The organism is Methylotenera sp. (assembly GCF_030684185.1).
Lineage (GTDB): Bacteria > Pseudomonadota > Gammaproteobacteria > Burkholderiales > Methylophilaceae > Methylotenera.
Genome location: NZ_JAUXOY010000026.1, coordinates 23514 through 49673 on the forward strand (window position 1 = coordinate 23514; position 26160 = coordinate 49673).

Genomic DNA, 26160 nt, shown 5'->3' on the forward strand with positions numbered 1-26160 from the left:
CAGCAATTATGGATAAGAAAATACAACATGCAGACATATATGCGCTTGCGCACCACCACCGTTTTCAATGGGAAGAAGCGCAACAAAACTATGTGATACTTTTTCCTGAGGGTATGGTCAAGCTGCATGGTAGTGCAGGGGAAGTGCTGAAACGGCTTGATGGTAAGGCGACAGTTGGTGACGTTGTTGCGGACTTAAAAGCCACTTTCCCTGATGCCAGCAATATTGAAGCTGATATTATTGGTATGTTTGAGCTGGCGGTTATTAAGGGTTGGCTTCGTAAGGTAAATTAAGTGTATGTCATTGCGGTTTAAGCCCGCAATGACATGGTAGCAAAATTAGGAGTAGCAACATGACACAAGCCTCTTTAGGTGAATCCGTCGTACAAAAGACCGTACATGCGCAACAAAACAACGGCGTTGCTTCATCAGCAACGCATACTCAGCCGCTATGGTTGCTGGCAGAGGTGACGTATCGTTGCCCATTACATTGTGCATTTTGTTACAACCCAACTGATTACGACAAACACACGCAAAATGAACTCAGTACTGAACAGTGGATTCAAACTTTGCGTGATGCACGTAAACTCGGTGCCATTCAACTCGGTATCTCTGGTGGCGAGCCATTATTGCGCGATGATATTGAAGATATCGTAATCGAAGCCAAGAAGCTGGGTTATTACAGTAATTTGATTACTTCAGGTGTAGGGTTAACCGAAAAACGTATCCAGGCATTTAAAGATGGCGGATTGGATCATATTCAACTTTCAATGCATGATATTACCGAAGAAATAAATAATTTCATTACGAATACCAAGACGTTTGAGTTGAAGAAAAAAGTCGCCGCCATGATTAAAAATCATGGTTACCCAATGGTGTTGAACGTGGTGATACATCGCTACAACATCGGCCACATGAAAGAAATTCTAGAAATGGCAGAGGCACTTGGCGCGGACTATATTGAGCTGGCTAATACGCAATATTATGGCTGGTCGTTAGTGAATCGTAGTCAGTTGATGCCGACAAAAGAACAAGTGGATGAAGCTGAGGCAATTACTAACGAGTTCAGAGCTAACCCTAACAATAAGATGAAGATTTTCTTTGTAGTGCCAGATTATTTTTCAGATCGTCCTAAAAAATGCATGAATGGCTGGGGTGAAGTGTTCATGATAGTGACTGCCAACGGCGATGTATTGCCATGCCACTCTGCACGCGTATTACCCAATATGCAGTTTCCTAATGTAAAAGATACTGATTTGGGTTGGAGTTGGAAAGACTCTCCTGCATTTAACAAGTATCGCGGCGATAGCTGGATGAAAGAACCTTGTCGCAGTTGTTCTGAAAAAGAAAATGACTTAGGCGGGTGTCGCTGCCAATCATTTTTATTGACCGGTGATGCTGAAGCGGCCGACCCTGTGTGTAGTAAATCGCCACATCACCATTTAATAGAAAAAGCGATAGAAGACTCTAAAAATCCAGTATTGGTAGCGCAGCCTATCGTGTTCCGTAATGATAAAAATTCCAAGAGAATTATCGCAGGTGAGCTTAAAGAGCGTGTGGACGAGTTTCATGCACTGCCCTAATTAATTATGGTCTATTCCATCCTGCATTAGCCATAATATGGTTAAATAAAACGCGCAAAGCTGATGCCAGTCAGCAGCGCGTTTTTTTATTTGAGTGTTTTATTTTTGGAGACTTTTGTAAAGGTCTATTTTGATGCATAAATCATCCCCATTCGTTTTATCTGTAGTGCTTGCAAGTCTGGCCGCGCTTGCCCCATTTGCCATTGATACTTATCTACCTGCGTTTCCAACCTTAGAAACAGCCCTGCAAGGGTCGCCGCTTGAACTGCAACAAAGCCTGACTTTTTATTTATTGCCATATGCGCTTATGACGCTGTGGCATGGTGCAATTTCAGACTCCATAGGACGTATCACCACCATTAAATGGGGCTTAGGTGTTTTTGTATTGGCTTCTATCGGATGTGCTTTTGCGCCAAATATCGAGACGCTTTGGTTTTTTCGTGTGCTGCAAGGGCTTTCAGGGGGTGCAGGCAACGTTGTGGCGCGCGCTATGGTGCGTGATTTGTTTGAAGGCCCGCAAGCACAGCGTGTGATGGCAACCGTACAAATGTTATTTGGCATTGCACCTGCTGTAGCACCTATTATTGGTGGGCTTCTGCTTGGTATTCACTGGCAGGCTATTTTTATCTTTTTAGCATTGTATGCAGCAGTTAGTTTATGGGCAGCAATGCGCTATCTGCCAGAAACGATGCCTAAAGAAAAACGACTACCACTTTCTGCAAAACAAGTGATGAAAGACTACCGTATTATTTTTGGTGATAAAGAATTTAATTATGTAGTGTTTGCGCTAGGGGCAAATTTTGCTGGATTTTTCATCTACGTGCTGGCGAGCCCGGTATTTTTGGTTAAGCAACTTGGCTTAAGTGAGCATCAGTTTGGTTATATGTTTATTCCGACGGTGTGCGGCATGGTATTGGGTTCATATTTAGCAAAACGTGCGGCAGGCCGATATTCACGGCAGCTTGTCGTTAAAGCAGCCTTCGCATGGATGGCGGCTATAGTCATATTGAATTTACTTGTTTGTTTTATGTTGCCCGCACACCCGAAATACAACATATTACCAATTGCTTTATTTAACATCGGCATGGCGTTAGCGATGCCTGTGTTGTCACTTGCCGCACTTGATCGACACCCTAAAATTCGCGGAACTGCTGCATCAGGCCAAGCTTTCATACAAATGTTCTTGTCTACAGTTTCAGCGGGATTGATAGTGCCATTAGTCTGGTATGCGCCATCTGGCTTGGCTTTGGCAATGGCCGGGTATTTGGTATTTGCTTGGCTGTCGATTCGTAAAAGTAAATTATGGGCTGGAAAGTAACTCAAATTTTGCTGTTGACTATAAGCAACGAAGGGCTATAAGTAATGATTAAACAGTGCTGTTGAGTTGTAATTCAAACTACCTTAATATAGTGCTCACTTATTGTTATTCATAGATTAAAGCACTGCATTTTAACCACTTGAGGAGATTAATATGAACAGAAGAGAAGTATTGCTGGGAGGTGTAGCGTTAGCAGGTGCCGCACTCGCGAGTCGCGCTCAAGCGGCAGAAATGAAGCATGAGCATCACCATCATGATATGTCAGTTAATGCGGCCTTAGTATCTGCAGCAGCCGATTGTGTGCAAAAAGGCCAGGTCTGCCTGAGTCACTGCATATATCTTTTGGGCCAGGGTGATAAAGACATGGCAGCTTGTGCTAAAAGTGTGAACGAGATACTCGCGCTATGCGGAGCATTGCAGTCACTAGCCAATCAGGAATCTACTTACCTGCCTAAGTTGGCTAAAGTAGCCATGGATGCTTGTAAAAAATGTGAGGACGAATGCAAGAAGCATGAAGATAAGCATGAAGCTTGTAAAGCCTGTGGCGAGAGCTGTGCTGCCTGTTACAAAGAATGTAAGAAAATAGCAGCTTAAACACTAGCCCTACAGAGGCTATAATCATGGTGAGTTAATTTGGGCCTAAGTGACTTAAGCTGACTCATCAACATCGTTGATTTCAGTTTTCCATAATAAGTAAACACGGCAATCAAACTCAAGCTGATGATAATCAGGTTCCATATACTGGCAGAGTTGATAAAAAGCTTTGTCATGATTACGCTCTTTTAAATGGGCTAATTCATGCACTACAATCATGCGCAAAAATTCAGCTGGTGAAGTTTTAAAAAACGATGAAATCTTGATTTCTTTTTTAGCTTTCAGCTTGCCGCCTTGTACACGAGATATAGCAGTATTTAGCCCTAACGCATGATGTTCTATGCCTAATCTATTGTCGTAATGAACTTTATCCAGCAGTGGGGCATTGCGCAAAAACGCTTGCTTAATCTCGTTGCTGTATTGATAAAGCGCTTTATCTGTTTGTATGGTGTGCTGCTGTGGGTAGCGATTGGTGATGTAATCCCCCAGCATATTTTGCGACTGCAATAGCCTGATTTTGTCTTGCAGGATAGCTGGGTAGTGTTGCAGGTATTTGAGTGGTGGTTTCATTGTTATTTATTTTCGCATTATGCTGACTTTACCAATATTACCCAACACTATTTTCACACTGCGCCACAGTTTTGGTAAAAACCAAAACATCAACACAATAAATCCGCACATCAAACCAATAAACACAGCAGGGTGCGCGAAAACAAGCCAGCCGCCAGTGATTAGCATTCCTTCTTCGCCCAATGATGCCGCGATATTGCTAACGGGTTCAGGTGATGTGTTAATGAGGGCACGGCTGCCAGCTTTAGTGGCGTGTGTTGCTCCTGCAAGTGAGCCGCCTAGCAGTGCTGCAATCGTGGCAATCATCGGATCGCTGGTGTTAATCGCGCCCATCGCCAGCAGCGCACCAGCAGGAATACGAATAAAGGTTTGAATCGAATCCCATGCGCTATCTACATAAGGAATTTTATCCGCTAAAAATTCAACCACACACAATACACCTGCGACGCTCAATACGATTGGATTGCTAAGAATATCAAGCGTTACCGGCAAATGTATAAAACCGAACTTGGCCAATATGCCGACGATGAACACCGTGGCATAGAGCCGTAACCCGCTTGCCCAGCTAAGCCCACTTGCCAGCGCCAAACTTGAAACTGCGTCCATTAGCAACCTTTGTTTCTTAAATTGAAATGTAGTTAGCCTAATTATAATGAGTTATATCGTGCTGAACCTTAATTTATTAGAAGCCAGAATTTATTAGAAGTCAGAATTTAATTAAAGCCAGAAGTTTGAAAGTAAGCAATTAACACCATGAGTAATGGAGTACTAAATGAATAACAATCGTGAACACATTGCGCTTAATGCGTATTTAAATCTTTTGGAACGAAACGGTATTTGTAAATCGCTGATTAGGCAACGTGAGCTTGTTATTTTGAAGCTCGTTCCTTACCTTGAAGAAATTCAAAGCGATGGCTTTTCTTTTAGAAATGCTGTTGACGAGTTATTCAAGCAATTAGATAAATCCCAGTGGTCTACAAGTTTGCCTGTCATTCGAGACTATTTTTCGTTTTGGAATAATGATATCAAAGCGATTGTTGCCATGAATCAAGATCACGCATTTGGTGTGAATCCAACAGAGTGGAAGCCGATAGATGCAGATTTAAAACAGATATGGAATTCGTTAGATGAAATCACATTAACTATATCTGAGAGTCAGCCGCTTGAGTCCTATGAGAGAGCATTGCGTAAAAATGGTGCAGATGATTTTTTTGTAGTGGCATGTAAAAAACTTGTTAAGTTATTATTGTTATTGTTGCGGAGTGCACCGCATAAACAGCCTGTAGCTTACCGTAAAGCTTTAGATGCAAACTTAACTTTATTCTCATCGGCTGAAGCGTATAAAGTCTCTTTAAAGGTTGGCAGAGAGTTTTATTATTTCTGGAAAGGTGATTCCAGAGCACCTAGTCTTATGCAGCCTGCGCTTGCACTGGCAGCTTAGCTGTTGACAATAAAAAAGGAGACCTTGGCCTCCTTTTAAGTTAAGTTCTATTCTTAATGTTTTATCAAGCTTATATTTTATTTTACTTGCATGTTATTCAATAAGTAAATCACGTTTACCAGGAACACCATTCATCGCTTCGGCGTCTTCAAGCGCAGCTTTGCGTGAGGTAATGACAGGCCACAGTTCTGCCAAACGTGCATTTAACGCAATAAATTCCTGCTGATCTGCTGGCACATCATCTTCAGCGAAAATGGCTTCAGCAGGGCATTCTGCTACGCAAAGCGTACAGTCAATACATTCATCAGGGTTGATGGCTAGAAAGTTTGGGCCTTCTACAAAGCAATCTACTGGGCAAACATCAACGCAGTCAGTAAATTTGCATTGAATACAATTTTCGGTAACGACGTAAGTCATTTTTGTTCCTTAAGGGCTTAAAATTCTAAAGCGATATTTTAATTGATTTTTGTAAGTTTATAAAATGGAATTAAATAATCATTCCAGCCCCTACAGTATTATTGCTGCTTTCATCGATGACAATAAATGCGCCTGTAGCACGGTTAGTTGCGTAGCTATCCACCATAAGTGGTTGTGCAAGTTTGAAAGTCATGCGGGCAATATCATTCATTTTTAAGTCAGTTGTGGCTTGTTCTTCAAGTGTATTCACATCTACCTTGTAAGAAATTGTGCCTACTTTAGCTTTTGATTCGCGTGTGGTATGGCGGATAACGTATGTTCTAGCAAGAGACATCGGCGTTTCTGACAGCCAGCAGACGAACGCTTCAATTTGCTTAACAGGCTGAATGGCAGAACCCGTTTTCACTATCATGTCGCCACGTGAAGTATCGATTTCATCTTCAAGCAACAGCGTTATGCTTTGTTCAGTTTGCGCACTTTGTAGTTGTGCATCACCTAGTTGAATAGCTTTTACTTTTGATTGATAGCCGTTTGGCAGTACAGTTACAGCGTCACCCACAGAAATGCCGCCACTCTCAATTCTGCCCATAAAACCTCTAAAATCATGCAAATCTGCATCTGCGCTGGCGTGTGGACGGCATACGAATTGCACAGGGAAGCGGAATTCTTCATCGCCTTCAGTGTGTGCGGCTGGCGCAGACTCTAGTATTTCTAGCAGTGTTTCACCTTTATACCAAGGCATATTGTCTAGGCGGTCAACCAGCATATCGCCTGCTAAAGCAGACAACGGAATGAACTTAATATCTCTTGCCTGAGCAAAACCAATTTCTTGGGCAAAGGCTAAGTAGTCAGCACAAATTTTGTCGTATGTGGCTTGATCATAATTGACCAAATCCATTTTATTGACGGCAACAACGATGTGCTGAATACCTACCAAATGCGCTAAATAGCTGTGGCGGCGGGTTTGCGTTAATACACCACGACGGGCATCGATTAATATAATCGCTAAGTTAGCGGTAGAAGCCGCTGTTACCATATTGCGAGTGTATTGCTCATGGCCAGGTGCGTCAGCAATAATATACTTACGAGTGCCCGTTGAAAAATAGCGGTAAGCCACGTCAATGGTAATGCCTTGCTCGCGCTCAGCTTGTAAGCCATCTGTAAGTAGCGATAAATCTACCGCTTCCATACCGCGCTTTTTCGAGGTGTTGGAAATTTGCGTTAATGTATCAGCCAGAATGGTTTTGGTATCGAATAGCAAGCGGCCGATTAGCGTGCTTTTACCGTCATCTACACTGCCGCAGGTCATAAAGCGGAGAAGTGAATCAACGTTGCTATCGTTATGTTGTACTGTTGCTTTACTCATTAGAAATAGCCTTCTTTCTTGCGTTGTTCCATTGATGCATCCGATGTTTGGTCATCCAAGCGTGTCGCGCCACGCTCGGTAATGGTGGATGTTGCGGTTTCAAGTACGATTTTAGACACGGTATCAGCATCGCTAATCACAGGGGCGGTACAGCTGATATCGCCGACGGTTCTGAAGCGTACTTGCATGTTGATGATTTCTTCGCCAGCTTTAAGCGGGTTGGCAACTTCGCCGCTTACAAGCGGCACATTCACTGGCACAATGGAGCCACCACGCATTACTACATCACGCTGGTGTGCAAAATAAATGCTAGGTAAGGCTAAATTCTCACGTTCGATATATTGCCAAACGTCCATTTCTGTCCAGTTGGAAATAGGGAAGGCGCGAATGTTTTCGCCTTTATGTGAACGTGCATTATATAAGTTCCATAATTCTGGGCGCTGATTTTTTGGATCCCATTGACCGAACTCATCACGGAAACTCATGATGCGCTCTTTTGCGCGGGCTTTTTCCTCATCGCGACGTGCGCCGCCGATACAGCAATCGAATCCAAACTCTTCAATCGCCTCAAGCAGGGTCACGGATTGATGTTTATTGCGCGATTCATCTGGTGTTTTAAGCACCACAGTGCCGCGTTTCATCGAGTCTTCCACAGAGCGTACAATTAAGCGTTCGCCTAGTTCTGCTGCGCGTTGATCACGGAAATCAATGACTTCTTGATAGTTGTGGCCGGTGTCAATATGCATGAGTGGAAAGGGGAAGCGCCCAGGACGGAAGGCTTTTTCGGCAAGGCGTAAAATACAGAGTGAATCTTTGCCGCCGGAAAATAGCAATACTGGGTTGCTACATTGCCCAGCGACTTCGCGCAGAATGTAAATTGCTTCAGATTCTAGCCAGTCAAGGTGTGAAAGTGGTTGTTGATGTTTTGTTTGTTTGTTTGTCATAATTTAAATTCTTAAAAACTTTTCACCATAGAGATAAAGCATAAACTTACGATTTGTTTTATTCCCTCCCCATTTAGGGGGAGGGTTAGGGTGGGGGTAAAATTTAAGTTATTACCCTCACCCCAGCCCTCTCCCTTAAAGGGAGAGGGAGTATGTTTGCGTAGATTATTCTCGGTGGTTAATTAAAAGGTTTATTTCTTTACGTGTAGTCCACATTCTTTATTCATTGGATCTTCCCACCACCAGCGGCCTGCACGCACATCTTCACCCATGGCGATGGCTCTAGTACACGGCGCACAGCCTATGCTGGGGTAAAACTGGTCGTGAAGCGCATTATACGGCACTTGGTGCAGGTTGATATAAGCCCAAACTTCTTGTTCAGTCCAATCGCTTAATGGATTGAATTTTTCCAGCTTGTTGCTTTCATCAAACTCGCGAACAGGCAAACTGGTTCTAGTGGTAGCTTGTGCGGCACGCATGCCTGTTATCCATGCACTTTTGCCATTAAGCGCACGTTGTAGCGGCTCTACCTTACGCATGTGGCAGCAGCTTTTGCGTAATTCGATAGACTCATAAAACGCGTTGATGCCATTGGTTTTAACGTAAAACTCTACAGTTTCAGCTTTTGGAAAATACACATTGAGCTTAGTGTTGTAGTGTTTTTCAGTTTCAGCGATTAAATCGTATGTTTCAACAGGTAAGCGCCCTGTGTCGAGGGAAAAAATCTCAATGGCCAATTGGTGTTTCAAAATAATATCAGTCAGTACCATGTCTTCAGCGCCAAAGCTGTTGGCAAAAGTAATAGACTTTAATCCTGCACTATTTAATTCAATACTGGCATTTTGCAACAAAGCTAATACCGCTGCGGATTTTTCGTTGACACTGGCAATCAACGAATCGGTCAATTCTGGCTTAGTGGTTGGATTGTTGGCGGTAGATTTCAGCATAGAGACTTGATTACTCATTACACAGCTCTGTTATATCGTTTAAACACAGGGTTTGGATTATCTACCGCCCCTTGGTAGGGCTTGGTAAAGTCTTTTAAGCTGGCTAAAGCATCTTCTGCAGAGCGGTCCGCACGAATTAAGTAGCTGGTGAAACCGCTGCGTTTTAAGAAGAATAGTTGATCACGCAGCACATCACCAAAAGCGCGGAGTTCGTTTTTAAAGTCGTAGCGAGTGCGTAATAAAGCGCCTAATGAAAAAATGCGTCCATCAGCAAAGCGCTCAACATGTACGGCAATAATAGGCAGTACGTTTAAATCCGCTTGGTTTTCAATCAAGGATTCCAGCACTTCGTGGGTATCAATCCACACGCCTATTTCATTTGAAGCAATACGTGCTTGAAACTCAGCTTTGCGAGTAATAAATACACTTAACGGCACTATGATTTTGCCGGTAGCTGGAATCACCGTGCCAGCAATCTGCTCATCGGTTACCGTATTTTCGCCTGTGAGCTTAAATAATACGACTTTACCTGCCTGCTTGCGTTCTGCAATTTGACTGGCTGGTAGCTTGACTAGCGTCCATTCATCATTCGCTACCGCATTATTTATAATCAAGTTGCTCATGCTGCCACCTCATCTTTGGCGGCGTTTTTATCCGCATAAACATGTGCTTTAAATGGTGCTACCCCCAAGCGGCGTGCCGTGTCGATAAAGCGTTCTTCATCTGTACGTTCTTTAATATAAACTTCAATCAATTTTTGTACAACGTTAGGCATTTCTTCAGCAGAGAATGACGGCCCAATCACGCTGCCGATAGAAGCTTGATTACCTTGACTGCCACCTATTGTCACTTGGTACCATTCAGAGCCGTCTTTATCGACACCTAAAATGCCAATGTGACCAATGTGATGATGCCCGCAAGCATTCATGCAACCAGAGATATTGAGTTCAATATCGCCAATGTCATGCAAATAATCCAAATTATCAAACTGCTGCTGAATAGCGACAGCAATCGGAATGCTTTTTGCGTTCGCTAATGAGCAAAAATCGCCGCCCGGGCAGCAAATAATATCGGTCAACAATCCAATGTTTGGCGTTGCAAGGCCATTGGCGCGGGCTTTTTCCCATACTGCAAACAAATCACTTAGTTTCACGTCAGCCAAAATCAAATTTTGCTCATGTGAAACGCGCAATTCACCAAAGCTGTATTTTTCAGCTAAGTTAGCCACTACATGCATTTGTTCTGTTGTGGCATCGCCAGGTGCGCTACCATGAGGTTTTAGTGAAAGCGTTACTGCACGATAGCCTGATATTTTATGCGCATGCAAGCTACGTTTTGCCCAAGCGGCAAAAGCCAGGTTGCTTGCTATTGCAGTATCAAAACTTGCGTCATGTGCGGGTAATGCTTCGTAAGGCATGGCATCAAAATGCTTGCTTACACGTGCTAATTCTGTTTCAGTAATGGTATTTGGGGCATCTTTTAAATGCGCCCACTCTGCTTCTACCTGACGTTTAAATTCTTCAATGCCAAGCGCTTTAACTAAAATTTTAATGCGGGCTTTGTAAGCGTTATCGCGGCGACCATGCAGGTTATATACGCGGACAATCGCTTCGCAATAGGTAAGAGCGTGTTGCCATTCAAGATGCTCACGAATTACAGAGCCCAATATTGGCGTGCGGCCCAAACCGCCGCCCACCCATACCTTGATGGCGATTTTATTGTTTTTGTCGAGATAGAATTCCATGCCGATATCATGCATTTGCACAACTGCACGGTCGTCCTGCGTGCCAGAAACGGCAATTTTGAATTTGCGCGGCAAAAGTGCAAACTCAGGATGGAAAGTACTCCATTGGCGCATGATTTCTGCCATTGCGCGTGGGTCTACAATTTCATCAGGCGCGGTGCCTGCAAATTGGTCTGTGGTGATATTGCGGATGCAATTGCCGGAGGTTTGGATCGCATGCATTTCAACCGTGGCAAGCTCTGCCAAAATATCTGGCACATCTTCAAGTTTCGGCCAGTTAAGTTGCAGGTTTTGGCGCGTGCTGAAATGCCCGTAACCTTTATCATATTTGCTTGCAATATCGCCCAGTTTACGCAATTGCTTGCTTGATAACATTCCATAAGGAACAGCAATACGAAGCATAGGTGCCTGGCGCTGAATATATAAGCCATTTTGCAAACGCAATGGCCGAAATTCATCTTCACTGAGTTCGCCAGCCAGATAGCGACGTGTTTGGTCGCGATATTGTGCGACACGCTCATCAACGATTTGTTGATCTATTTCATCATATTTATACATGGATATTTAAACTTCTATATTTATATTTCTTAAACTAACTGTCATTAAACTAAAACGAACTTTAAGCCAATAATGAGTAACAAGGTCGCCAGAACCAGACGCAATACTTTTTCCGGTATTTTAACGCTTAAGTGGCTGCCAATCCATATACCAGGCAAAGAACCTATCAGTAAGGTGCCTAGCAACTCAAAGTTCACATGTCCAAGCGTCCAATGTCCAAAACCAGCTACTGCGGTGAGCGGAATAGCGTGCGCTAAATCTGTGCCAACTACTTTCAACGTACTCATTTTGGGATAAAGGAATAAAATTGCAATCGTCCCTAATGCGCCTGCGCCTACAGAAGAAATCGTTACTAATATCCCTAAAACAATACCTATGAATATTGTTGCGGGAATTTGTATTTGCTTAAACCGGCCACTACTGATAATGCTACTTTCAATTTCACGGATTTGTTTGCGTGTGATATAGCTTCGAATCAAGACCGCAATTGCGGTAAGTATTAGCGCAATACCTAGCGTGAAGGTAATGAGCCCTGTAACATCTTTTTCAATTTTAATTAAATGCTTAATCACAAAAATGGTTGCAACTGCGGAAGGCAAACTACCAAGTGACATCCAGCAAACCACTCGCCAATCAACTGATTTATGGGTGTTATGATGAACAAATACGCCGCCAGTTTTGGTGATGGCGGCATAAAGTAAGTCTGTACCAACTGCAACAGTAGCTTTAAAGCCAAATAAAAATACCAGTAAAGGCGTCATGAGTGAACCGCCACCCACGCCTGTGATACCAACTAGCAAACCAACGCCAAAGCCAGCAAATATATAACCAAATTCCATATGGAGTATCCGTTAACTAATGCATTTTTATTGTGAACGTGCGCACTATATCAGCTAATAATAATTTGTTTTAGAATATGTTATTCTATATGTATAATTTTTAGTTATATTGAAATTACCTATAGATACAATAGTCAAACGTTTATGAAATGATAATAATATGAAACTACAGCAATTACGTTACCTGCATGAAGTGGCACGTCAGGATTTAAACATCACCAATGCTGCAGAAGTGCTATTTACCTCGCAGCCAGGCGTGAGTAAGCAAATTCAGCTATTTGAAGAAGAGATTGGATTACAGGTATTTTTACGTAATGGTAAGCGCCTGACAGGTATTACCGAGCCTGGTCAGCAGATATTATCATTGGCTGCCAAAGTAATGCATGATGTCGACAATATCAAACGCGTTGGTGATGAGTTTAGCAATGTGGAAACCGGCATGCTCACTATTGCTACCACGCATACACAAGCGCGCTATAAGTTGCCCACTGCAATCAAAGCATTTATGACGGCATACCCGCATGTGAAGTTAAATATTCATCAAGGCAACCCCAGCCAAGTGGCAGAGCAGGTGTCTATCGGTGACGCTGACATTGGGATTGCCACTGAATACATTAGTGATTATGAAAATTTATTATGCCTGCCTTGCTATCAGTGGAATCGCTGCGTAGTGGTGCCACATGGCCATCCACTTTTATTAGACGGTGAGCTAACGCTGGAAAAATTAACAGCATACCCGCTGATTACTTATGACTTTGGATATACCGGCGGTTCACTGGTATCCAAGACATTTAGTGATGCAGGTTTGTCACCTAACGTAGTGCTTACCGCCATTGATGCAGACGTGATTAAAACCTATGTGACCTTAGGGTTAGGAGTCGGTTTGCTCGCTAATATGGCCTATGACCCGGAACGCGATGCAAATTTAGCGATGGTGGATGTGAGTCACTTATTCCCTGACAGCACTACTTATTTAGGTGTGCGCAAAGATGCCTTTTTACGTGGTTATATGTATGGTTTCATTGAGTTGATTGCACCACATTTTAATCGCCAGGCGGTGAATGCAGCACTTAAAATAAGCGCATAATGTTGTTCTATAATGTCTTGACCATGCCACAAAAAGGTTTTTATGCATAAATATATTTTAATTCCCCTGTTGTTATTGACTATAACCGCCTGTAATACAGTGAAGCCCGCAGCAACACAAGGTGAACTCATTGGTAAAGTTAGAGCAGGTATGCCCGCGATAGACCCAAGTACTGCAATCTACGAGTTGGCAGTCAATGATGGTGTAAGTTATCAGGATGTAATAGAGAGTTTGAAATCAATTTCTGAGGGCATGAACTTTGTGAATCCCGCCAACTTCCCGATAGGAGAGCATATAAAACTGCGTGGAATTGACCCGCAAGGCATCAAAGAAGTCCGCTCTTTTTGCAATTTAAGCATGGGTACTGAGATTATTTTAGATCACCCGGAGTTTCTAGTATTTGCACCTTGCAGAATTGCTATTTATGAAAAGTTGGATGCTAATAAAAAGTTAAAATTATTCATCGCCATGGATCGCCCAACGTTTGATTTAAAAAGCATTAAAAATCCTTCAGATCGGGCAAAAAAATCTGCGCAGGAGTTAGAAACAGCATTGCTTGAAATAATGGACAAAGTACGCAAGGGTGATTTTTAATCACTAGCGGTTTAACCATGCGGGTTAAATTTTGTCATTAAAATAAATTATTATTTAAGTTTAGGAATCGTATGGCCGAACCAATTCTAGTTGCAAAAAATCAAGATATTTCCAGTTTTATTCTGCCTAAAATGGCAAACCGTCATGGCTTGATAGCGGGCGCAACTGGTACTGGCAAAACTGTCACATTACAAAGTTTAGCCGAACAGTTTTCACATATCGGTGTACCAGTATTTATGTCGGATGTGAAGGGTGATTTAGCCGGCATGAGCCAAATGGGTGGTGGTAATCCTAAAATTGAAGCACGTGTGCAGCAGTTGGCATTATCAGAGTTTAGCTATAAAAAGTGTCCGGTGACCTTTTGGGATGTATTTGGTGTGAAAGGCCACCCGGTTCGCACAACTATAGCCGAGATGGGGCCACTTTTATTAGCGCGTTTGCTTAATTTAAATGACGTACAGGGTGGCGTATTAAATGCGGTGTTCAAAATTGCGGATGATAAAGGCTGGTTACTGTTAGATTTAAAAGACCTGCGTGCCATGATGCAACATGCGGCCGAAAACGCAGCTGAGTACCAAACCAATTATGGCAATATCTCCGCCGCCAGTGTGGGCGCGGTGCAACGCTCATTGCTGGAGCTGGAAACGCAGGGTGCAGATCAGTTGTTTGGTGAACCTGCGCTTAACCTGGATGATTTAATGCAGACCGATGCGCAAGGCCGCGGTATTGTGAATATACTAGCTTCAGACAAGTTGTTTAATTCGCCGCGCATTTACGCCACTTTATTGCTGTGGTTGTTGTCAGAATTGTTTGAAAAAATGCCAGAAGCGGGCGATTTAGATAAACCGAAATTAGTATTTTTCTTTGATGAAGCGCATTTGTTATTTAATGATGCGCCACAAGCGTTGCTGCAAAAAATTGAGCAAGTGGTGCGCTTGATTAGGTCTAAAGGCGTAGGCGTATATTTTGTGAGCCAAAACCCGCTGGATATTCCAGATATGGTACTTGGTCAATTAGGAAATCGTGTTCAGCATGCCTTACGTGCTTTTACGCCGCGTGACCAAAAAGCTGTTAAATCTGCCGCTGATACTTTTAGAAGCAACCCGAAAGTTAATGTGGCTACCGCCATTACTGAGTTAGGCGTTGGCGAGGCATTAGTATCATTTTTAGATGAAAAAGGCATTCCCACTCCCGTAGAGCGTACCTTTATATGTCCACCCGGCAGCCGTATAGGCCCTATTACTGATGGTGAGCGTGTAGATACTGTAAAGGCTTCTAATGTTTTCGGGTTTTATGAAAAGTTGGTAGACCGTGAATCCGCCTATGAGATTTTGAAAGTCCGGGCAGAACAAACCTCAACTGAAGCAAAAGCGGACGAAGGGTTTGACTGGGGTGGCATGTTTGGAGGCAACAAAACATCTACCAGTCGCGCTGATGGCGTATTTGAAGCGGCAGCTAAAAGTGCAGCACGTGCCATCGGTTCACAATTGGGGCGGCAGATTGTTCGCGGTGTATTGGGTAGTATTCTTGGTGGACGAAAATAATGCTGTCTGACATTGAAATTGCTCAGGCCGCAACGCTTAAGTCAATTTCAGAGATTGCGTCTACATATAATCTTAATGCCGATGATTTGATACCCTACGGGCATTATATTGCCAAGCTAAGTGCCGGTTGTATTCAAAAGCTACAACACCAACCTGATGGCAAGTTGATACTGGTCACTGCAATTAGCCCAACACCAGCAGGTGAAGGCAAAACAACCACGACAATCGGGCTGGCTGATGCGCTGAATCAAGTTTTAGGCAATCGTGGGTCGAATGCAATGGTCTGTATGCGTGAGCCCTCGTTAGGCCCTGTATTTGGTTTAAAAGGCGGTGCTACAGGCGGCGGCTACGCGCAAGTGTTACCGATGGAAGATGTCAATTTGCATTTCACTGGCGATTTTCATGCTATCAGCAGTGCCAATAATTTACTCGCAGCTTTGATAGATAACCATATTTACCAAGGCAATGACCTCAATATCGACCCAGCCAGCATTACCTGGCGGCGATGTATAGATATGAATGACCGCGCCTTGCGTAACATTACACTCAATGGTCGAACTAAAGATGGCAAGGATTATGTCAGGCAAACTGGGTTTGACATTACAGTAGCCAGTGAAGTGATGGCAATATTTTGCCTGGCTACTTCGTTAGATGATTTGCAAGCCAGGTTGGGAAATATTCAAATTGGCTTAAATGCGGAGCAACAACCAATATTTTCAAGTGATTTGCAAGCCGAAGGGGCAATGACGGCGTTACTAAAAAATGCTTTTCAACCTACCGTAGTACAAACCTTAGAACATACAGCCGCAATCGTGCATGGCGGGCCATTTGCTAATATCGCGCATGGTTGCAATTCTGTAGTGGCGACAAAAGCTGCATTAAAGCTGGCCGATTATGTGGTCACTGAAGCTGGTTTCGGTGCAGACTTAGGCGCTGAGAAATTCATCAATATTAAATGTAGAAAAACAGGGTTAAGTCCAGCCGCAGTTGTGTTGGTAGCCACTGTGCGTGCGCTTAAATATCATGGCGGAGTAGATGTTACTGTATTAAATCAAGAAAATTTGTCTGCTTTAAAAAATGGCATGGCGAATTTACACAAGCATGTACAAAACCTTAAGCAACATTTTGGTTTGCAGCTTGTCGTGGCAATCAACCACTTTATGAGTGACACTGAGGCTGAAATTGCGCTGTTAGAATCTGAAGCTGCAAATATGGGTGTGAAAGCCATTGTTTGTAAGCACTGGGCACATGGCGGTGCGGGCGCTTTAAACTTGGCAGCCGAGGTGCTTGGTGTCATCGAGCAAAAAACGGATACGTTCAAATTTTTGTATTCAGATGATATGCAATTATTGAAAAAAATAGAGAAGATCGCACAAAAAATATATGGTGCAAGTAAGGTGGAGTTATCTGCTGCAGCACAAGTAACACTTGCTGAACTAGAAAAAAGCTATAACCATTACCCCATCTGCATTGCTAAAACTCAGTATTCATTTTCGTCAGATCCGACTTTACGCGGTGCGCCAACGGGGCATGTGCTGCATGTGCGTGAATTACGATTATCGCGAGGTGCAGAGTTCATTGTGGCAATTTGCGGTGACATCATGACCATGCCAGGTTTACCCAATCAGCCAGCCAGTGAACGCATAAGTGTCAATCAGGCGGGTGATATCACCGGGTTGAGTTAATTGCAGGTGATTACACAACCAGGATTTGCTGAGCAAACCATTACCAAATCACGTTTTATTGCCATGGCTGTAGCTTGCGCAGACGAGCGTGAGGTAGGGCAGGCATTGCGCGCGTTTGCAGCGCAACATCAAAGCGCGCATCACTTGGCTTATGCTTTTCGACTTAAAACGGCACAAGGTATCGTACCGCGTTTTTCAGATGCCGGCGAACCTTCAGGCACTGCCGGCATGCCAGTATTAAAGCTCATTGAAGGACGTGATTTGATCAACGTTTGCGTGGCGGTCATTCGTTATTATGGCGGCATCAATTTAGGGACTGGCGGGCTTGCGCGTGCCTATGGCGGTACTGCTAAATTGGCTTTGGATAATGTGAAAACCTCTGCTTTTGTTGAAATGAAAACTTACCAGTTAACCATCACTTATAAGCAAATGGATGTGATGACGAATGCGCTATCCAAGTGTAACGGCAGTATCGTGTCTAAGGCTTTTAATGAGCAGATTGACTTGGTGATTTTGTTACCGGCAGATGAAGCGACGAATTTTTTGAATCGCTTTAAGCCATTTGGCGGGTAATCCAGAGGGTTGTGGTATTGTTTAGCTTAATATTTAGCGTGAGTGTTTTTATACAAAATTACACTTACAACCAGCCTCGTGCAAAAATCCCAATTCAATTCGTTAATTAGGCAATATTTTTAACATGACTAAACTTTCAAAAGCGTTGCCACCATCCCTATATGAAACGTTTTCCTGGATATTAGCCGCTTTTACTTTATTTTTCGTGCTGAAATTTCATTTGCTACCCGCCTTGCTTGCAGGCCTATTGGTATATGAGCTTGTGCATATTATCACTCCTTACATTGCACGTCGTTTTCCAAGCAAAAAACCTAGTAATCGCTCTAAACTATGGGCTGTAGGTATTTTAGTTGCCATCATCGTTAGCCTGCTTGCGCTTGCCGGGGCTGGCTTAGTTGCATTTTTAAGGTCAGATGCAGGTAGCGTTACCGTGCTGTTAGCTAAAATGGCGCAAATTCTTGAAGACTCACGCAAGATTTTGCCGAACTGGTTACTTGAACGATTGCCGGCAGATGCCCATACATTCAAAGAGCAAGCGACCGATTGGCTGCGCACACATGCGGATGAGTTGCAAGTGGTCGGCAAAGAAGCCGGGCGAGTAACAGCACATGTGCTTATTGGCATGGTAATCGGCGGCATGCTGGCGATACGAGATGCAGTAACAATGGATCACTTTAAGCCATTTGCGCGTGCGTTAGCCGAGCGGGGTGATTTATTTGGAGATGCGTTCAAGCGTGTGGTATTTGCACAGTTGCGTATTTCGGCAATCAATACCGCCGTCACCGGGCTTTATTTGGCCGTAATATTACCTCTAATGGGAATTCATTTGCCGCTGGTTAAAACAATGATTGCCATAACTTTTGTGGTAGGTTTAATTCCAGTGATTGGTAATTTAATTTCTAACACTATGATTGTGGTGGTGAGCTTGAGTCACTCGTTAGGCGTGGCGATTGCTTCGTTAATCTATTTAGTGGTGATTCACAAGTTTGAGTACTTCTTAAATGCTCGTATAGTCGGCGGACAAATTCGTGCGAATGCTTGGGAGCTATTGATTGCTATGTTGGTAATGGAGTCTGCTTTTGGCTTAGCGGGCATCGTTGCAGCGCCTATTTATTACGCATATATTAAGGCCGAGTTACGTGCCAGAGACTTAGTTTAAAATGATTTTCACTTTTATTTTAAATTGTTTTCTTGTGGCTGTTGCTGTGCTGATTCATTTTGAAGCGCTCAACCAGCTCTCAAGGTTTATTCCTAAATTAACGATTAAGCCTCGGCTGCGCGTTTTATTTGGTGTTTTTGGGGCAATATTTGCGCATGTAGTTGAAATCTGGGCTTTTGCCTTTGGCTATTACTTCATGATTCATCAAGGCAGCTTTGGTTCCTTAGAAGGGCACTTTGATAAAAGCCTGATGGATTGTATCTATTTTTCATTTGTCAGCTACACCTCTCTAGGCTTTGGCGACATAGTCGCCAAAGGAGATGTAAGATTTTTAGCAGGGTTAGAGGCACTTACAGGACTGGTTTTAATTTCCTGGACTGCATCCTTTATGTTTATTGAGATGCAGAAGCTATGGAAAGACAAATAACGATATTAACCGATTTATTTTTTTTGTCTTTCATTGATGATCTTAGCTGCCCAGTCTTTACCACCAAGACCAAATGCAATGGCAAGTGCCAAAAATACAGCACCAAACAAAATAATAAATAGTGCCGTAATCAATTGAGTGCCGATATCCAACTGCTCAAGCGCAACAAAAATAGCAAATATTTGTACTAGGTACTCAGCAGAAGTGCTGATTGCGAGCGCTCCGTCAAACTTAATACCATGCAACCAGGCAAACACCAGGCGATTAATAAAGCGACTTAACAAGGTACCAAATATCAATACAACAATCGCAACAATAATTTTTGGTAAGTAATTAGCTAGTTGATTAAGCATGACGGCCACTTCCGTAAGCCCTAATGCGTTGGCGCCTGTGATGACGAAAAGCAAGATGACTAACCAATACACCACCTGGCTAACAACGCCGCTAAGGGAAACGTCAAAGTTGTCATGTTTTAAAAATGTCTCTAAACCAGATTTGCCTGCATATTGATCAAACTTAATAAATTTTAACAAGCGATTCACCCCAATGCGCGCCATCTTAGCCACTAACCAGCCAAAAAGTAAGATGACAATCACCGCAAGCAGTTTAGGAAAAAACATAGCCACCTGTTGCCAGAACTGATTAAGTGATGCAAGAAAAGTATCAATTTGATATTGCATAGCGTGCTCCTCGATTGATTTTTTTGTTAAATCTATTGCGCTGAAAGGGGGGATAGCCCCATGATGATTAACTATTTTAAGGTTGTTGGAAATGCGTCTTTGCGTAAAGATTATCGCTTAATTGATAATATGTCGCAATGGTAATAGCATTTTTTCAGTTAGTTAAACAGTTTAAGTAATATTAACCATTTGATTGTAAATGATTTATTTTTAAAATAGATTACTTGAGTTGGTAAAACCTGTTTTCTAATGTTTTGCCATTTTTAATATTATCTAATTTACTTCCCACAGAATTCCCCAAGGTGGCTAACCTTTCATCAGGATGCGGATGCGTTTTGAACAATAAGGCAACGCTATTATCATTTTTGCCAGTTTGACCTAATAGCTGCAAAATATCAGTTAAGCCAAAAGGTTCATAGCCTGATCGAGTTGCATAACTTAGACCCAATCGGTCAGCCTCAAACTCAGCACTTTTATCTAAACTTCTTGCGCTAATCTCGGCGCCACTACCAATCGCCTGACTGATTATTTTGTTGTCTTTACCTATTTTTTTATTTAAAAATCCTGCGCCTAAATTTAATAACTGTTGCTTTTGAAGAACCTTAAGCTGGTGTTTTGCTACAACATGACCAATTTCATGACCAAGTACACCAGCCAACTGTGCTTCGTTGCTCATTTTTTTATATAAACCTTTGGTAATCATGACATAGCCGCCAGGTGCTGCAAACGCATTTAAGTCGTCACTTTCTATTACGCCAAAATGCCAAGGTAAATCTGGTCTTTCTGATTGTGATGCAACCCAGCGACCTACAGAATTAACGTATTTCTGTAATGCTTCATTTTTAACCAAAGGCGCTGCACCTAGCAAATTGCCGGTAATTTCGCGGCCTAGTGCAATCTCTTCTGCAGTGCTGGGATTTTTCCAGTTAATGGTTGCTTGCGGTGTTTCAGCAGTCGTCGCTATGGTGCTACTTACGGAGTCAGGTGCTGTTGAATCCGCAGGCGTTGGTGTTGTTGCACTCTGATTATCTGGCGTGGTTGCTTGTTGCGAATTTGTTGATTGGCCTAGTTGTTCTTCAATTTGTTTTTTGGCGGCATCTTTAAGTGTGCCCTGTAAATCAAAAGCTGAACTGCTGATGCTTAAACCCGCTAATAGGCTGGCTAGCACAGCGGAAATGAGCATATTTATTTTCATTGAACTTTTGTTTAATTGACTCATTTTGAGCCTCCATCGACCGCTTTTAAGTTAGCAAAAGGCACAGTTTTTAAGCCACCAGCGCTTGCAAATTGCTTACCTTGATTAGCATTTTGTGTATAGCTTTCCATGGTTTTGACTTCGGCCTCGTTAAATTTGGCTGCTTTAAGATCTTCTGCGCTTAAACCACGAATACCTGTGGTGGATATCACTTGTCCGGTACCTGCACGGCCACTGGCTACTGCTAGTGCTCCAGCCGCCTGATTGCTAGCACCTGAGCTACCGCGTTTAATAGAAAGCAATCGAACCCAGCCAGTATTTTTTTTAGTTTTAACTTGAAGCCAAGCACCTTTCTTATTGAGTATCTCCAGGCTTTCGCCACGGTTAAATGACCCTGTTACTTTTGCGTCCGCAAAGGGCTCAACGCGCATAGTGTCATTTTTAAGGGCACTGCCAGTTTCGGCCGCCATACTGAGGTTAACCAGCAGTAGGGCGGGCAGGCTGACTGCAATAAGTAGGCGGTTCAATGGTCTCATTTGTTTTGATCTCTCTCTAAAATGTCTAGTTTGATGATTGCTTGCGCGAATAATCCGCGCCATTGGCTATCCATCGGCATATCTGCATTGAGTATGCCTGTATGCCGTACATAACGCACTGCAGTGTCATTCGGCATACCCGTATTTTGCAGCATGGTTTTTAATTGCAGGCCTAATTGCGTAGCGTCGTTGTTTACTTTTTCAGCTTCTATCGCATTATCATGCGGATACACCCAGCTTACCGTAATCATGTCGCTAAATAGCCCCCAAATGCCGCTCTGCGTGCCTTTTAACATCTCTACAGTAGCTGGCATGCTGCAATGATGTTCAATTTTATGCTGTAGTTTCTTTAACGTGCCGTCGCTCAGCGGTAATTTGCTCTCAATCACAATCGGCATCAGTAATATCATTGCACCCTTTTTACCTGATTCAATATCATTGGCCAATAAGCGTTGCATGGCGCGATCGTTAGCCAGCGCATATATTTTTGCCACACTAAAGTACATGATGGCCCAGGAAATTGGCCCTGTAATGTCCAGATAAATATTGGTCAAATTAAGCGCCAGATATGAAAGCCCAAGCAAAACGATCTGGCTACTGCTAAAAACAGTGGTGACTTTGTCGCGGTCTACATTGCGGTAAAACGCCAGCGCTGTTAGCCATATCAGCAGCAGGCTCATCAATATATAAGGCGTTTTACCGCGCCATACATGCAAGTAGTCGGTATTTTTTACGTTGTCTATTGCAGTAGCTAAAATTTCCACCCCCGGAAACTCTTTGGCCATGGCTGTGGCCTTAATGTCAAACAGTGAAGGTGCAGTAGAACCAATGATGACGATTTTGTTGGTAAATTCATTGGGCGCGCGTTGTTTAACTTTACTCGCCATGTCAGTATAGACATCACTAAAGCTCACGTATGGATAAGTAAATGGTTTTCCACGCCAGTTAATTAGCATGTTTTGCGGTGGCGGTAATGAGTTCATTTGTACGAAATTGCCTACAGCCAATGGTAAGGATGGTAATAACCAGCCGTTTTCATCATGCCAAAGTCTGTATTCACGGGTAATGCCATCAAAATCCGCATAAATATTGTGTGTACCCAGGCGTTTAGAGTTTAATGCAGCTTCGAAATGCGGCAATATAATGGCGATTGGTTTTTTAGCGTTAGAGTCGAGCGCACCCCTCACATTTTTTGATTGCGACCCTATGCCAGGAATCATATCAGGTGTGATTTTACTTAAATGATCGCTGGCTTCAGATAAGCGCAGCATAGGAAAAAACGCATTATTTGTTCCGGCAATTACGTCATTAAAATAAGCATCGCTATCGGGGTTGTAAATGTCGGCATCGCTAAACAAAATGTCGAATACGATAGCTTTGGGATTTTGTGCTTTAATATTCTCTACAAACTCGCCAAACACTTGGCGCGGCCATGGCCAACGGCCATATTCCTTTGCCATGGCGTTTAACGAGGCCTCGTTAATATCAACAATCACGATGTCAGGGTCAACATCAGGTTTCAAAATGCGGTTCTTAACCATTAAATCAAACGCACGGTTACGCATATTTTCACCGATGTGAAATACACTGGCATCAAGCAATATCAATATGGATAGCAAGGCGCATAGATATAAATAAAAGTTATTGTGTAACTTGCGCGTGATGCTCACTAACCATTGGGCTAGAAGTAGTTTAAGTTTAATCATTAAAATTTACTGGATTGATGGATTACTTAAAATCATAAATGGTTTTTAGGGTTCGGGGATTTGCTATACTGAAAACTTAAACTAAAAACCAATAAAACGCACGCATTAAATGCAAAGCCGCTAATAAAGGCCATTAAATTGTTTGGCCAATTTCTAGGATTTTTACATTGAAAAATAAAACCATTGCGATTCTGGAAAACCGGGCAGGAGAACAGCTTGCTGATTTGGTGAGAAAATACGGCGGCACGCCTTTTTCCGCACCAGCATTGGCGGAGATTCCGGATATTGATCCAATACTAATTGGTCATTTAGTGAATGATTGGCAAGAAAATGTGCCTGATATTTTCATTTTTCAGACAGGTGTTGGCGTTAAAGCTTTGTTTGCTACGACAGATGCTTTAGGTATTACCGAGCAGTTTCAGCAAATTCTCGCAAACGCAAAAGTGGTCGTGCGCGGGCCAAAACCGACTGCGGTATTACGTTCATATAAAGTGCGTATTGACTTAACAGCCAGCGAACCTTATACCACGGCTGAGGTGCTGGCTCTGCTTGATGTAAGCCCTATTTCAGGCAAACATGTGGTGGTGCAGCGCTATGGCGATACTAACTGGGAGCTGCAAAAGGCACTTGAAGCAAGAGGTGCGCGGGTGACAGAAATTGCGACCTATCGCTGGAGCTTGCCAGAAAATACTCAGCCTTTGGTCGATTTGATGGATGCACTTGATGCTAATGCGATTGATATGGTTTGTTTCACCAGTGCGTCCCAAGTTTATAATTTCTTTGCTGTTGCCGAGCGGCTTGGCCGCAGTCAAGCATTACAATCTGGACTTAACAGAAGCATGGTTGCGTCCATTGGTCCTGTGTGTACAATTGCATTGAAAAAGTTTGGCATTAAAGTGGATGTTGAGCCTAACCCGCCAAAATTAGGGCCTTTCATCAATGCTATCAATAGCAGATTTGCCTAATGTTTTCTATAAAATTACGCAACCTGCATCAGGTATAATCTCGTCTTATGATACAAATTATTATTTTAGTGCTTGCCGTAGCGATATTACTGCTATTGCTTTGGCAAACTTTTCGTAACAATCAGCTTGATAAAAATACACCGGATTTACAACAGGTAGTCCTGCAGCAGCTAGAAGAAAAGCATCGTGTGATGTTGCTGGATTTTAACGACGGTTTGAATAAGCTGGGCGACCGCTTAAGTGCATCATCAAACGAAACAAGCGAGCGATTGCGTTCTAGCGTAGCGACTGAACTGCAAGCGACGCGCGATGCTATGCAGGCTTTGCAGTTGGCGCAGAATAATAGCTTGTCACTCACTCGTGAAACAGTGCTTGAAAAGTTGCATACCACGTTGAGCGAACAAGGAAAGTCCCAGCAAGCGCTCATCAATGACACAATGTTGAAGGCTACCACCACACTTACGCAGAGTATTGAAGGGTTGACTAAGGCTGTGGATGGCCGCTTAGAGCAAATTGGCGGTAAAGTATCAGAACGCTTGGATGAAGGCTTTAAGAAAACCAATCAAACCTTTATTGATGTGATGGCGCGTCTTGCAACGATAGATGAAGCGCAAAAGAAAATTGATGGTTTAACGACTAATGTAGTGAGTTTGCAAGAGCTGTTAGGCGACAAGCGCAGCCGTGGGGCTTTTGGTGAGGTGCAGTTAGAAGCTTTGGTGCGTAATGTATTGCCAGTCAATTCATTCGCCATGCAGCATACTTTTGAAAATGGCACGCGTGCAGATTGCGCTTTATTTTTACCTGAACCTACAGGCACTGTTGCGGTGGATAGCAAATTCCCACTTGAAAATTATCACCGTATGTTCGATAGCAAATTGAGCGATGCCGAGCAATTACTGGCTGAAAAGCAGTTTAAGCTAGATGTTAAAAAGCATGTGGATGATATTGCGAACAAATACATTATTTCCAATGTGACTTCTGATGGCGCTGTGATGTTCATACCCGCCGAAGCAGTGTTTGCTGAGCTGCATGCTTATCACAATGACGTGATTGAATACGCCATGAATAAACGTGTTTGGGTGGTTTCACCCACTACGCTGATGGCAGTGTTAAATACGGCACGCGCTGTGCTAAAAGATGTTGAAACACGCAAACAAGTGCATGTGATTAAAGAAGAGTTAGGTAAGCTAAGTAAAGACTTTGGTCGCTTTGACCAACGCATGAAAAAGCTTGCAGATAACATTCGTCAAGCACATGAAAACGCGCAAGAAGTACATATTAGCAGCCAGAAAATATCTAGCCGATTTGCGCAAATTGAACGTGTAGAACTGGCGGATAAACCGCTGGATGTACTGGATATTATTGATGATAATGAACTTGCGAACGACAAAGAAAATTAGATTTAACTTAGATAACACTATGAAAATTAAAATATTATATTTTGCAAGACTCAAAGAAACGCTCAAGTTTTCTACAGAAGATCTGGAGCTGCCTGACGATGCGTTTGCCAGTTCGCTCACTATACTTAAGTTAAAGGCCTACCTGGCTAAACGCAACGAAACCTGGCAACAAATGTTGATGGGTAAGTTAAAAGTAAGGGGCGCAATTAACCATGAATTGGTCGATGACAATGCGCCGATTGCTGATGGGGATGAAGTAGCGTTTTTTCCGCCTGTGACTGGTGGATAA

Annotated in this window: 28 protein-coding genes; 15 read left to right on the top strand and 13 right to left on the bottom strand. The window is 43.0% G+C overall.

Annotation, left to right across the window (positions count from 1 at the left end; all coding sequences use genetic code 11):
- The first annotated feature begins 8 nt into the window (after positions 1-8).
- From pqqD to Q8J82_RS09710, 4 genes are all read left to right on the top strand, one after another.
- Positions 9-293, top strand: coding sequence for a pyrroloquinoline quinone biosynthesis peptide chaperone PqqD (gene pqqD, locus Q8J82_RS09695; protein ID WP_305328198.1), 285 nt, complete (start codon positions 9-11; stop codon positions 291-293).
- A 59-nt stretch (positions 294-352) separates the two neighbouring features.
- The gene (gene pqqE, locus Q8J82_RS09700; protein ID WP_304891955.1) at positions 353-1582 is read left to right on the top strand and encodes a pyrroloquinoline quinone biosynthesis protein PqqE; all 1230 of its coding nucleotides are present in this window, start codon (positions 353-355) and stop codon (positions 1580-1582) included.
- 133 nt (positions 1583-1715) lie between these two features.
- Entirely contained in the window at positions 1716-2900 is a 1185-nt protein-coding gene (locus Q8J82_RS09705; protein ID WP_305328199.1) for a multidrug effflux MFS transporter, read from the top strand.
- Positions 2901-3053: 153 nt separating this feature from the next.
- Positions 3054-3494, top strand: a complete 441-nt coding sequence (locus Q8J82_RS09710; protein WP_304891957.1) for a four-helix bundle copper-binding protein — start codon at positions 3054-3056, stop codon at positions 3492-3494.
- Positions 3495-3548: 54 nt separating this feature from the next.
- Here Q8J82_RS09710 and Q8J82_RS09715 read toward each other — a convergent pair whose 3' ends face one another.
- The gene (locus tag Q8J82_RS09715; RefSeq protein ID WP_304891958.1) at positions 3549-4064 is read right to left on the bottom strand and encodes a M48 family metallopeptidase; all 516 of its coding nucleotides are present in this window, start codon (positions 4062-4064) and stop codon (positions 3549-3551) included.
- Positions 4065-4070: 6 nt separating this feature from the next.
- Complete coding sequence (locus Q8J82_RS09720; RefSeq protein ID WP_304891959.1) at positions 4071-4670, bottom strand: DUF4126 domain-containing protein; 600 nt, start codon at positions 4668-4670, stop codon at positions 4071-4073.
- A 166-nt stretch (positions 4671-4836) separates the two neighbouring features.
- Between Q8J82_RS09720 and Q8J82_RS09725 the strand changes: the two genes are divergently transcribed.
- Positions 4837-5505 carry a hypothetical protein gene (locus tag Q8J82_RS09725; RefSeq protein ID WP_304891960.1) on the top strand — a complete coding sequence of 223 codons (669 nt, stop codon included), beginning with the start codon at positions 4837-4839 and terminating at the stop codon, positions 5503-5505.
- Between the two features lie 93 nt (positions 5506-5598).
- On the opposite strand, the gene fdxA is transcribed toward Q8J82_RS09725, so the two are convergent.
- The 7 genes from fdxA to Q8J82_RS09760 form a co-directional block, all read right to left on the bottom strand.
- A complete protein-coding gene (gene fdxA, locus Q8J82_RS09730; protein WP_013147898.1) occupies positions 5599-5922 on the bottom strand; it encodes a ferredoxin FdxA in 324 nt (107 codons plus the stop codon).
- A gap of 70 nt (positions 5923-5992) precedes the next feature.
- Complete coding sequence (locus tag Q8J82_RS09735) at positions 5993-7288, bottom strand: sulfate adenylyltransferase subunit 1 (protein ID WP_304909231.1); 1296 nt, start codon at positions 7286-7288, stop codon at positions 5993-5995.
- Positions 7288-8232: a sulfate adenylyltransferase subunit CysD gene (cysD, locus tag Q8J82_RS09740; RefSeq protein ID WP_304891919.1), complete on the bottom strand. Its 945-nt coding sequence runs from the start codon at positions 8230-8232 to the stop codon at positions 7288-7290. Before cysD ends, Q8J82_RS09735 begins: the two co-directional genes overlap by 1 nt.
- A 191-nt stretch (positions 8233-8423) precedes the next feature.
- Positions 8424-9197, bottom strand: a complete 774-nt coding sequence (locus Q8J82_RS09745; protein ID WP_304909230.1) for a phosphoadenylyl-sulfate reductase — start codon at positions 9195-9197, stop codon at positions 8424-8426.
- Positions 9197-9802 carry a DUF934 domain-containing protein gene (locus tag Q8J82_RS09750; RefSeq protein WP_304909229.1) on the bottom strand — a complete coding sequence of 202 codons (606 nt, stop codon included), beginning with the start codon at positions 9800-9802 and terminating at the stop codon, positions 9197-9199. The genes Q8J82_RS09745 and Q8J82_RS09750 overlap by 1 nt, the downstream gene beginning before the upstream one ends.
- The gene (locus tag Q8J82_RS09755; RefSeq protein WP_304909228.1) at positions 9799-11481 is read right to left on the bottom strand and encodes a nitrite/sulfite reductase; all 1683 of its coding nucleotides are present in this window, start codon (positions 11479-11481) and stop codon (positions 9799-9801) included. Before Q8J82_RS09755 ends, Q8J82_RS09750 begins: the two co-directional genes overlap by 4 nt.
- A gap of 44 nt (positions 11482-11525) precedes the next feature.
- Entirely contained in the window at positions 11526-12320 is a 795-nt protein-coding gene (locus tag Q8J82_RS09760; protein WP_304909227.1) for a sulfite exporter TauE/SafE family protein, read from the bottom strand.
- A 160-nt stretch (positions 12321-12480) separates the two neighbouring features.
- Between Q8J82_RS09760 and Q8J82_RS09765 the strand changes: the two genes are divergently transcribed.
- The 7 genes from Q8J82_RS09765 (at position 12481) to Q8J82_RS09795 (ending at position 19389) form a co-directional block, all read left to right on the top strand.
- Positions 12481-13407, top strand: coding sequence for a CysB family HTH-type transcriptional regulator (locus tag Q8J82_RS09765; RefSeq protein ID WP_304891223.1), 927 nt, complete (start codon positions 12481-12483; stop codon positions 13405-13407).
- Between the two features lie 42 nt (positions 13408-13449).
- Complete coding sequence (locus tag Q8J82_RS09770) at positions 13450-14001, top strand: DUF302 domain-containing protein (protein ID WP_304891222.1); 552 nt, start codon at positions 13450-13452, stop codon at positions 13999-14001.
- A 71-nt stretch (positions 14002-14072) separates the two neighbouring features.
- Positions 14073-15545, top strand: a complete 1473-nt coding sequence (locus Q8J82_RS09775; RefSeq protein ID WP_304891221.1) for a helicase HerA-like domain-containing protein — start codon at positions 14073-14075, stop codon at positions 15543-15545.
- A complete protein-coding gene (locus Q8J82_RS09780) occupies positions 15545-17230 on the top strand; it encodes a formate--tetrahydrofolate ligase (RefSeq protein ID WP_305328200.1) in 1686 nt (561 codons plus the stop codon). The genes Q8J82_RS09775 and Q8J82_RS09780 overlap by 1 nt, the downstream gene beginning before the upstream one ends.
- Positions 17231-17803 (top strand): YigZ family protein, encoded by a 573-nt coding sequence (locus Q8J82_RS09785; RefSeq protein ID WP_304891219.1) that lies wholly within the window; start codon positions 17231-17233, stop codon positions 17801-17803.
- Between the two features lie 124 nt (positions 17804-17927).
- Positions 17928-18962 carry an AI-2E family transporter gene (locus tag Q8J82_RS09790; protein WP_304909225.1) on the top strand — a complete coding sequence of 345 codons (1035 nt, stop codon included), beginning with the start codon at positions 17928-17930 and terminating at the stop codon, positions 18960-18962.
- Between the two features lies 1 nt (position 18963).
- Positions 18964-19389, top strand: a complete 426-nt coding sequence (locus Q8J82_RS09795) for a potassium channel family protein (protein WP_305326923.1) — start codon at positions 18964-18966, stop codon at positions 19387-19389.
- A gap of 14 nt (positions 19390-19403) precedes the next feature.
- Here the strand turns inward: Q8J82_RS09795 and Q8J82_RS09800 are convergent, their stop codons facing one another.
- The 4 genes from Q8J82_RS09800 to Q8J82_RS09815 form a co-directional block, all read right to left on the bottom strand.
- A complete protein-coding gene (locus Q8J82_RS09800) occupies positions 19404-20069 on the bottom strand; it encodes a hypothetical protein (protein ID WP_304891216.1) in 666 nt (221 codons plus the stop codon).
- Between the two features lie 220 nt (positions 20070-20289).
- On the bottom strand, positions 20290-21288 hold the full coding sequence (locus tag Q8J82_RS09805) for a M48 family metallopeptidase (RefSeq protein ID WP_304909224.1): 999 nt from the start codon (positions 21286-21288) through the stop codon (positions 20290-20292).
- Positions 21285-21800, bottom strand: a complete 516-nt coding sequence (locus Q8J82_RS09810; RefSeq protein WP_304892056.1) for an SH3 domain-containing protein — start codon at positions 21798-21800, stop codon at positions 21285-21287. The genes Q8J82_RS09805 and Q8J82_RS09810 overlap by 4 nt, the downstream gene beginning before the upstream one ends.
- Entirely contained in the window at positions 21797-23506 is a 1710-nt protein-coding gene (locus Q8J82_RS09815) for a CHASE2 domain-containing protein (RefSeq protein ID WP_304892055.1), read from the bottom strand. The genes Q8J82_RS09810 and Q8J82_RS09815 overlap by 4 nt, the downstream gene beginning before the upstream one ends.
- Positions 23507-23673: 167 nt before the next feature.
- Here Q8J82_RS09815 and Q8J82_RS09820 point away from each other — a divergent pair, with 167 nt between their 5' ends.
- Genes Q8J82_RS09820 through moaD form a run of 3 tightly spaced genes read left to right on the top strand, consistent with a single transcriptional unit; the run spans position 23674 to position 26160 of the window.
- Positions 23674-24471, top strand: a complete 798-nt coding sequence (locus Q8J82_RS09820) for a uroporphyrinogen-III synthase (protein ID WP_305328201.1) — start codon at positions 23674-23676, stop codon at positions 24469-24471.
- 47 nt (positions 24472-24518) lie between these two features.
- Complete coding sequence (locus Q8J82_RS09825) at positions 24519-25871, top strand: DNA recombination protein RmuC (protein ID WP_305328202.1); 1353 nt, start codon at positions 24519-24521, stop codon at positions 25869-25871.
- Positions 25872-25890: 19 nt separating this feature from the next.
- On the top strand, positions 25891-26160 hold the full coding sequence (moaD, locus tag Q8J82_RS09830) for a molybdopterin converting factor subunit 1 (RefSeq protein ID WP_305328203.1): 270 nt from the start codon (positions 25891-25893) through the stop codon (positions 26158-26160).

Coding starts and splice junctions, on each gene's coding strand:
- pqqD (WP_305328198.1), top strand. CDS start 9: ATGGATAAGAAAATACAACATGCAGACATATATGCGCTTGCGCACCAC.
- pqqE (WP_304891955.1), top strand. CDS start 353: ATGACACAAGCCTCTTTAGGTGAATCCGTCGTACAAAAGACCGTACAT.
- Q8J82_RS09705 (WP_305328199.1), top strand. CDS start 1,716: ATGCATAAATCATCCCCATTCGTTTTATCTGTAGTGCTTGCAAGTCTG.
- Q8J82_RS09710 (WP_304891957.1), top strand. CDS start 3,054: ATGAACAGAAGAGAAGTATTGCTGGGAGGTGTAGCGTTAGCAGGTGCC.
- Q8J82_RS09715 (WP_304891958.1), bottom strand. CDS start 4,064: ATGAAACCACCACTCAAATACCTGCAACACTACCCAGCTATCCTGCAA.
- Q8J82_RS09720 (WP_304891959.1), bottom strand. CDS start 4,670: ATGGACGCAGTTTCAAGTTTGGCGCTGGCAAGTGGGCTTAGCTGGGCA.
- Q8J82_RS09725 (WP_304891960.1), top strand. CDS start 4,837: ATGAATAACAATCGTGAACACATTGCGCTTAATGCGTATTTAAATCTT.
- fdxA (WP_013147898.1), bottom strand. CDS start 5,922: ATGACTTACGTCGTTACCGAAAATTGTATTCAATGCAAATTTACTGAC.
- Q8J82_RS09735 (WP_304909231.1), bottom strand. CDS start 7,288: ATGAGTAAAGCAACAGTACAACATAACGATAGCAACGTTGATTCACTT.
- cysD (WP_304891919.1), bottom strand. CDS start 8,232: ATGACAAACAAACAAACAAAACATCAACAACCACTTTCACACCTTGAC.
- Q8J82_RS09745 (WP_304909230.1), bottom strand. CDS start 9,197: ATGAGTAATCAAGTCTCTATGCTGAAATCTACCGCCAACAATCCAACC.
- Q8J82_RS09750 (WP_304909229.1), bottom strand. CDS start 9,802: ATGAGCAACTTGATTATAAATAATGCGGTAGCGAATGATGAATGGACG.
- Q8J82_RS09755 (WP_304909228.1), bottom strand. CDS start 11,481: ATGTATAAATATGATGAAATAGATCAACAAATCGTTGATGAGCGTGTC.
- Q8J82_RS09760 (WP_304909227.1), bottom strand. CDS start 12,320: ATGGAATTTGGTTATATATTTGCTGGCTTTGGCGTTGGTTTGCTAGTT.
- Q8J82_RS09765 (WP_304891223.1), top strand. CDS start 12,481: ATGAAACTACAGCAATTACGTTACCTGCATGAAGTGGCACGTCAGGAT.
- Q8J82_RS09770 (WP_304891222.1), top strand. CDS start 13,450: ATGCATAAATATATTTTAATTCCCCTGTTGTTATTGACTATAACCGCC.
- Q8J82_RS09775 (WP_304891221.1), top strand. CDS start 14,073: ATGGCCGAACCAATTCTAGTTGCAAAAAATCAAGATATTTCCAGTTTT.
- Q8J82_RS09780 (WP_305328200.1), top strand. CDS start 15,545: ATGCTGTCTGACATTGAAATTGCTCAGGCCGCAACGCTTAAGTCAATT.
- Q8J82_RS09790 (WP_304909225.1), top strand. CDS start 17,928: ATGACTAAACTTTCAAAAGCGTTGCCACCATCCCTATATGAAACGTTT.
- Q8J82_RS09795 (WP_305326923.1), top strand. CDS start 18,964: ATGATTTTCACTTTTATTTTAAATTGTTTTCTTGTGGCTGTTGCTGTG.
- Q8J82_RS09800 (WP_304891216.1), bottom strand. CDS start 20,069: ATGCAATATCAAATTGATACTTTTCTTGCATCACTTAATCAGTTCTGG.
- Q8J82_RS09805 (WP_304909224.1), bottom strand. CDS start 21,288: ATGAGTCAATTAAACAAAAGTTCAATGAAAATAAATATGCTCATTTCC.
- Q8J82_RS09810 (WP_304892056.1), bottom strand. CDS start 21,800: ATGAGACCATTGAACCGCCTACTTATTGCAGTCAGCCTGCCCGCCCTA.
- Q8J82_RS09815 (WP_304892055.1), bottom strand. CDS start 23,506: ATGATTAAACTTAAACTACTTCTAGCCCAATGGTTAGTGAGCATCACG.
- Q8J82_RS09825 (WP_305328202.1), top strand. CDS start 24,519: ATGATACAAATTATTATTTTAGTGCTTGCCGTAGCGATATTACTGCTA.
- moaD (WP_305328203.1), top strand. CDS start 25,891: ATGAAAATTAAAATATTATATTTTGCAAGACTCAAAGAAACGCTCAAG.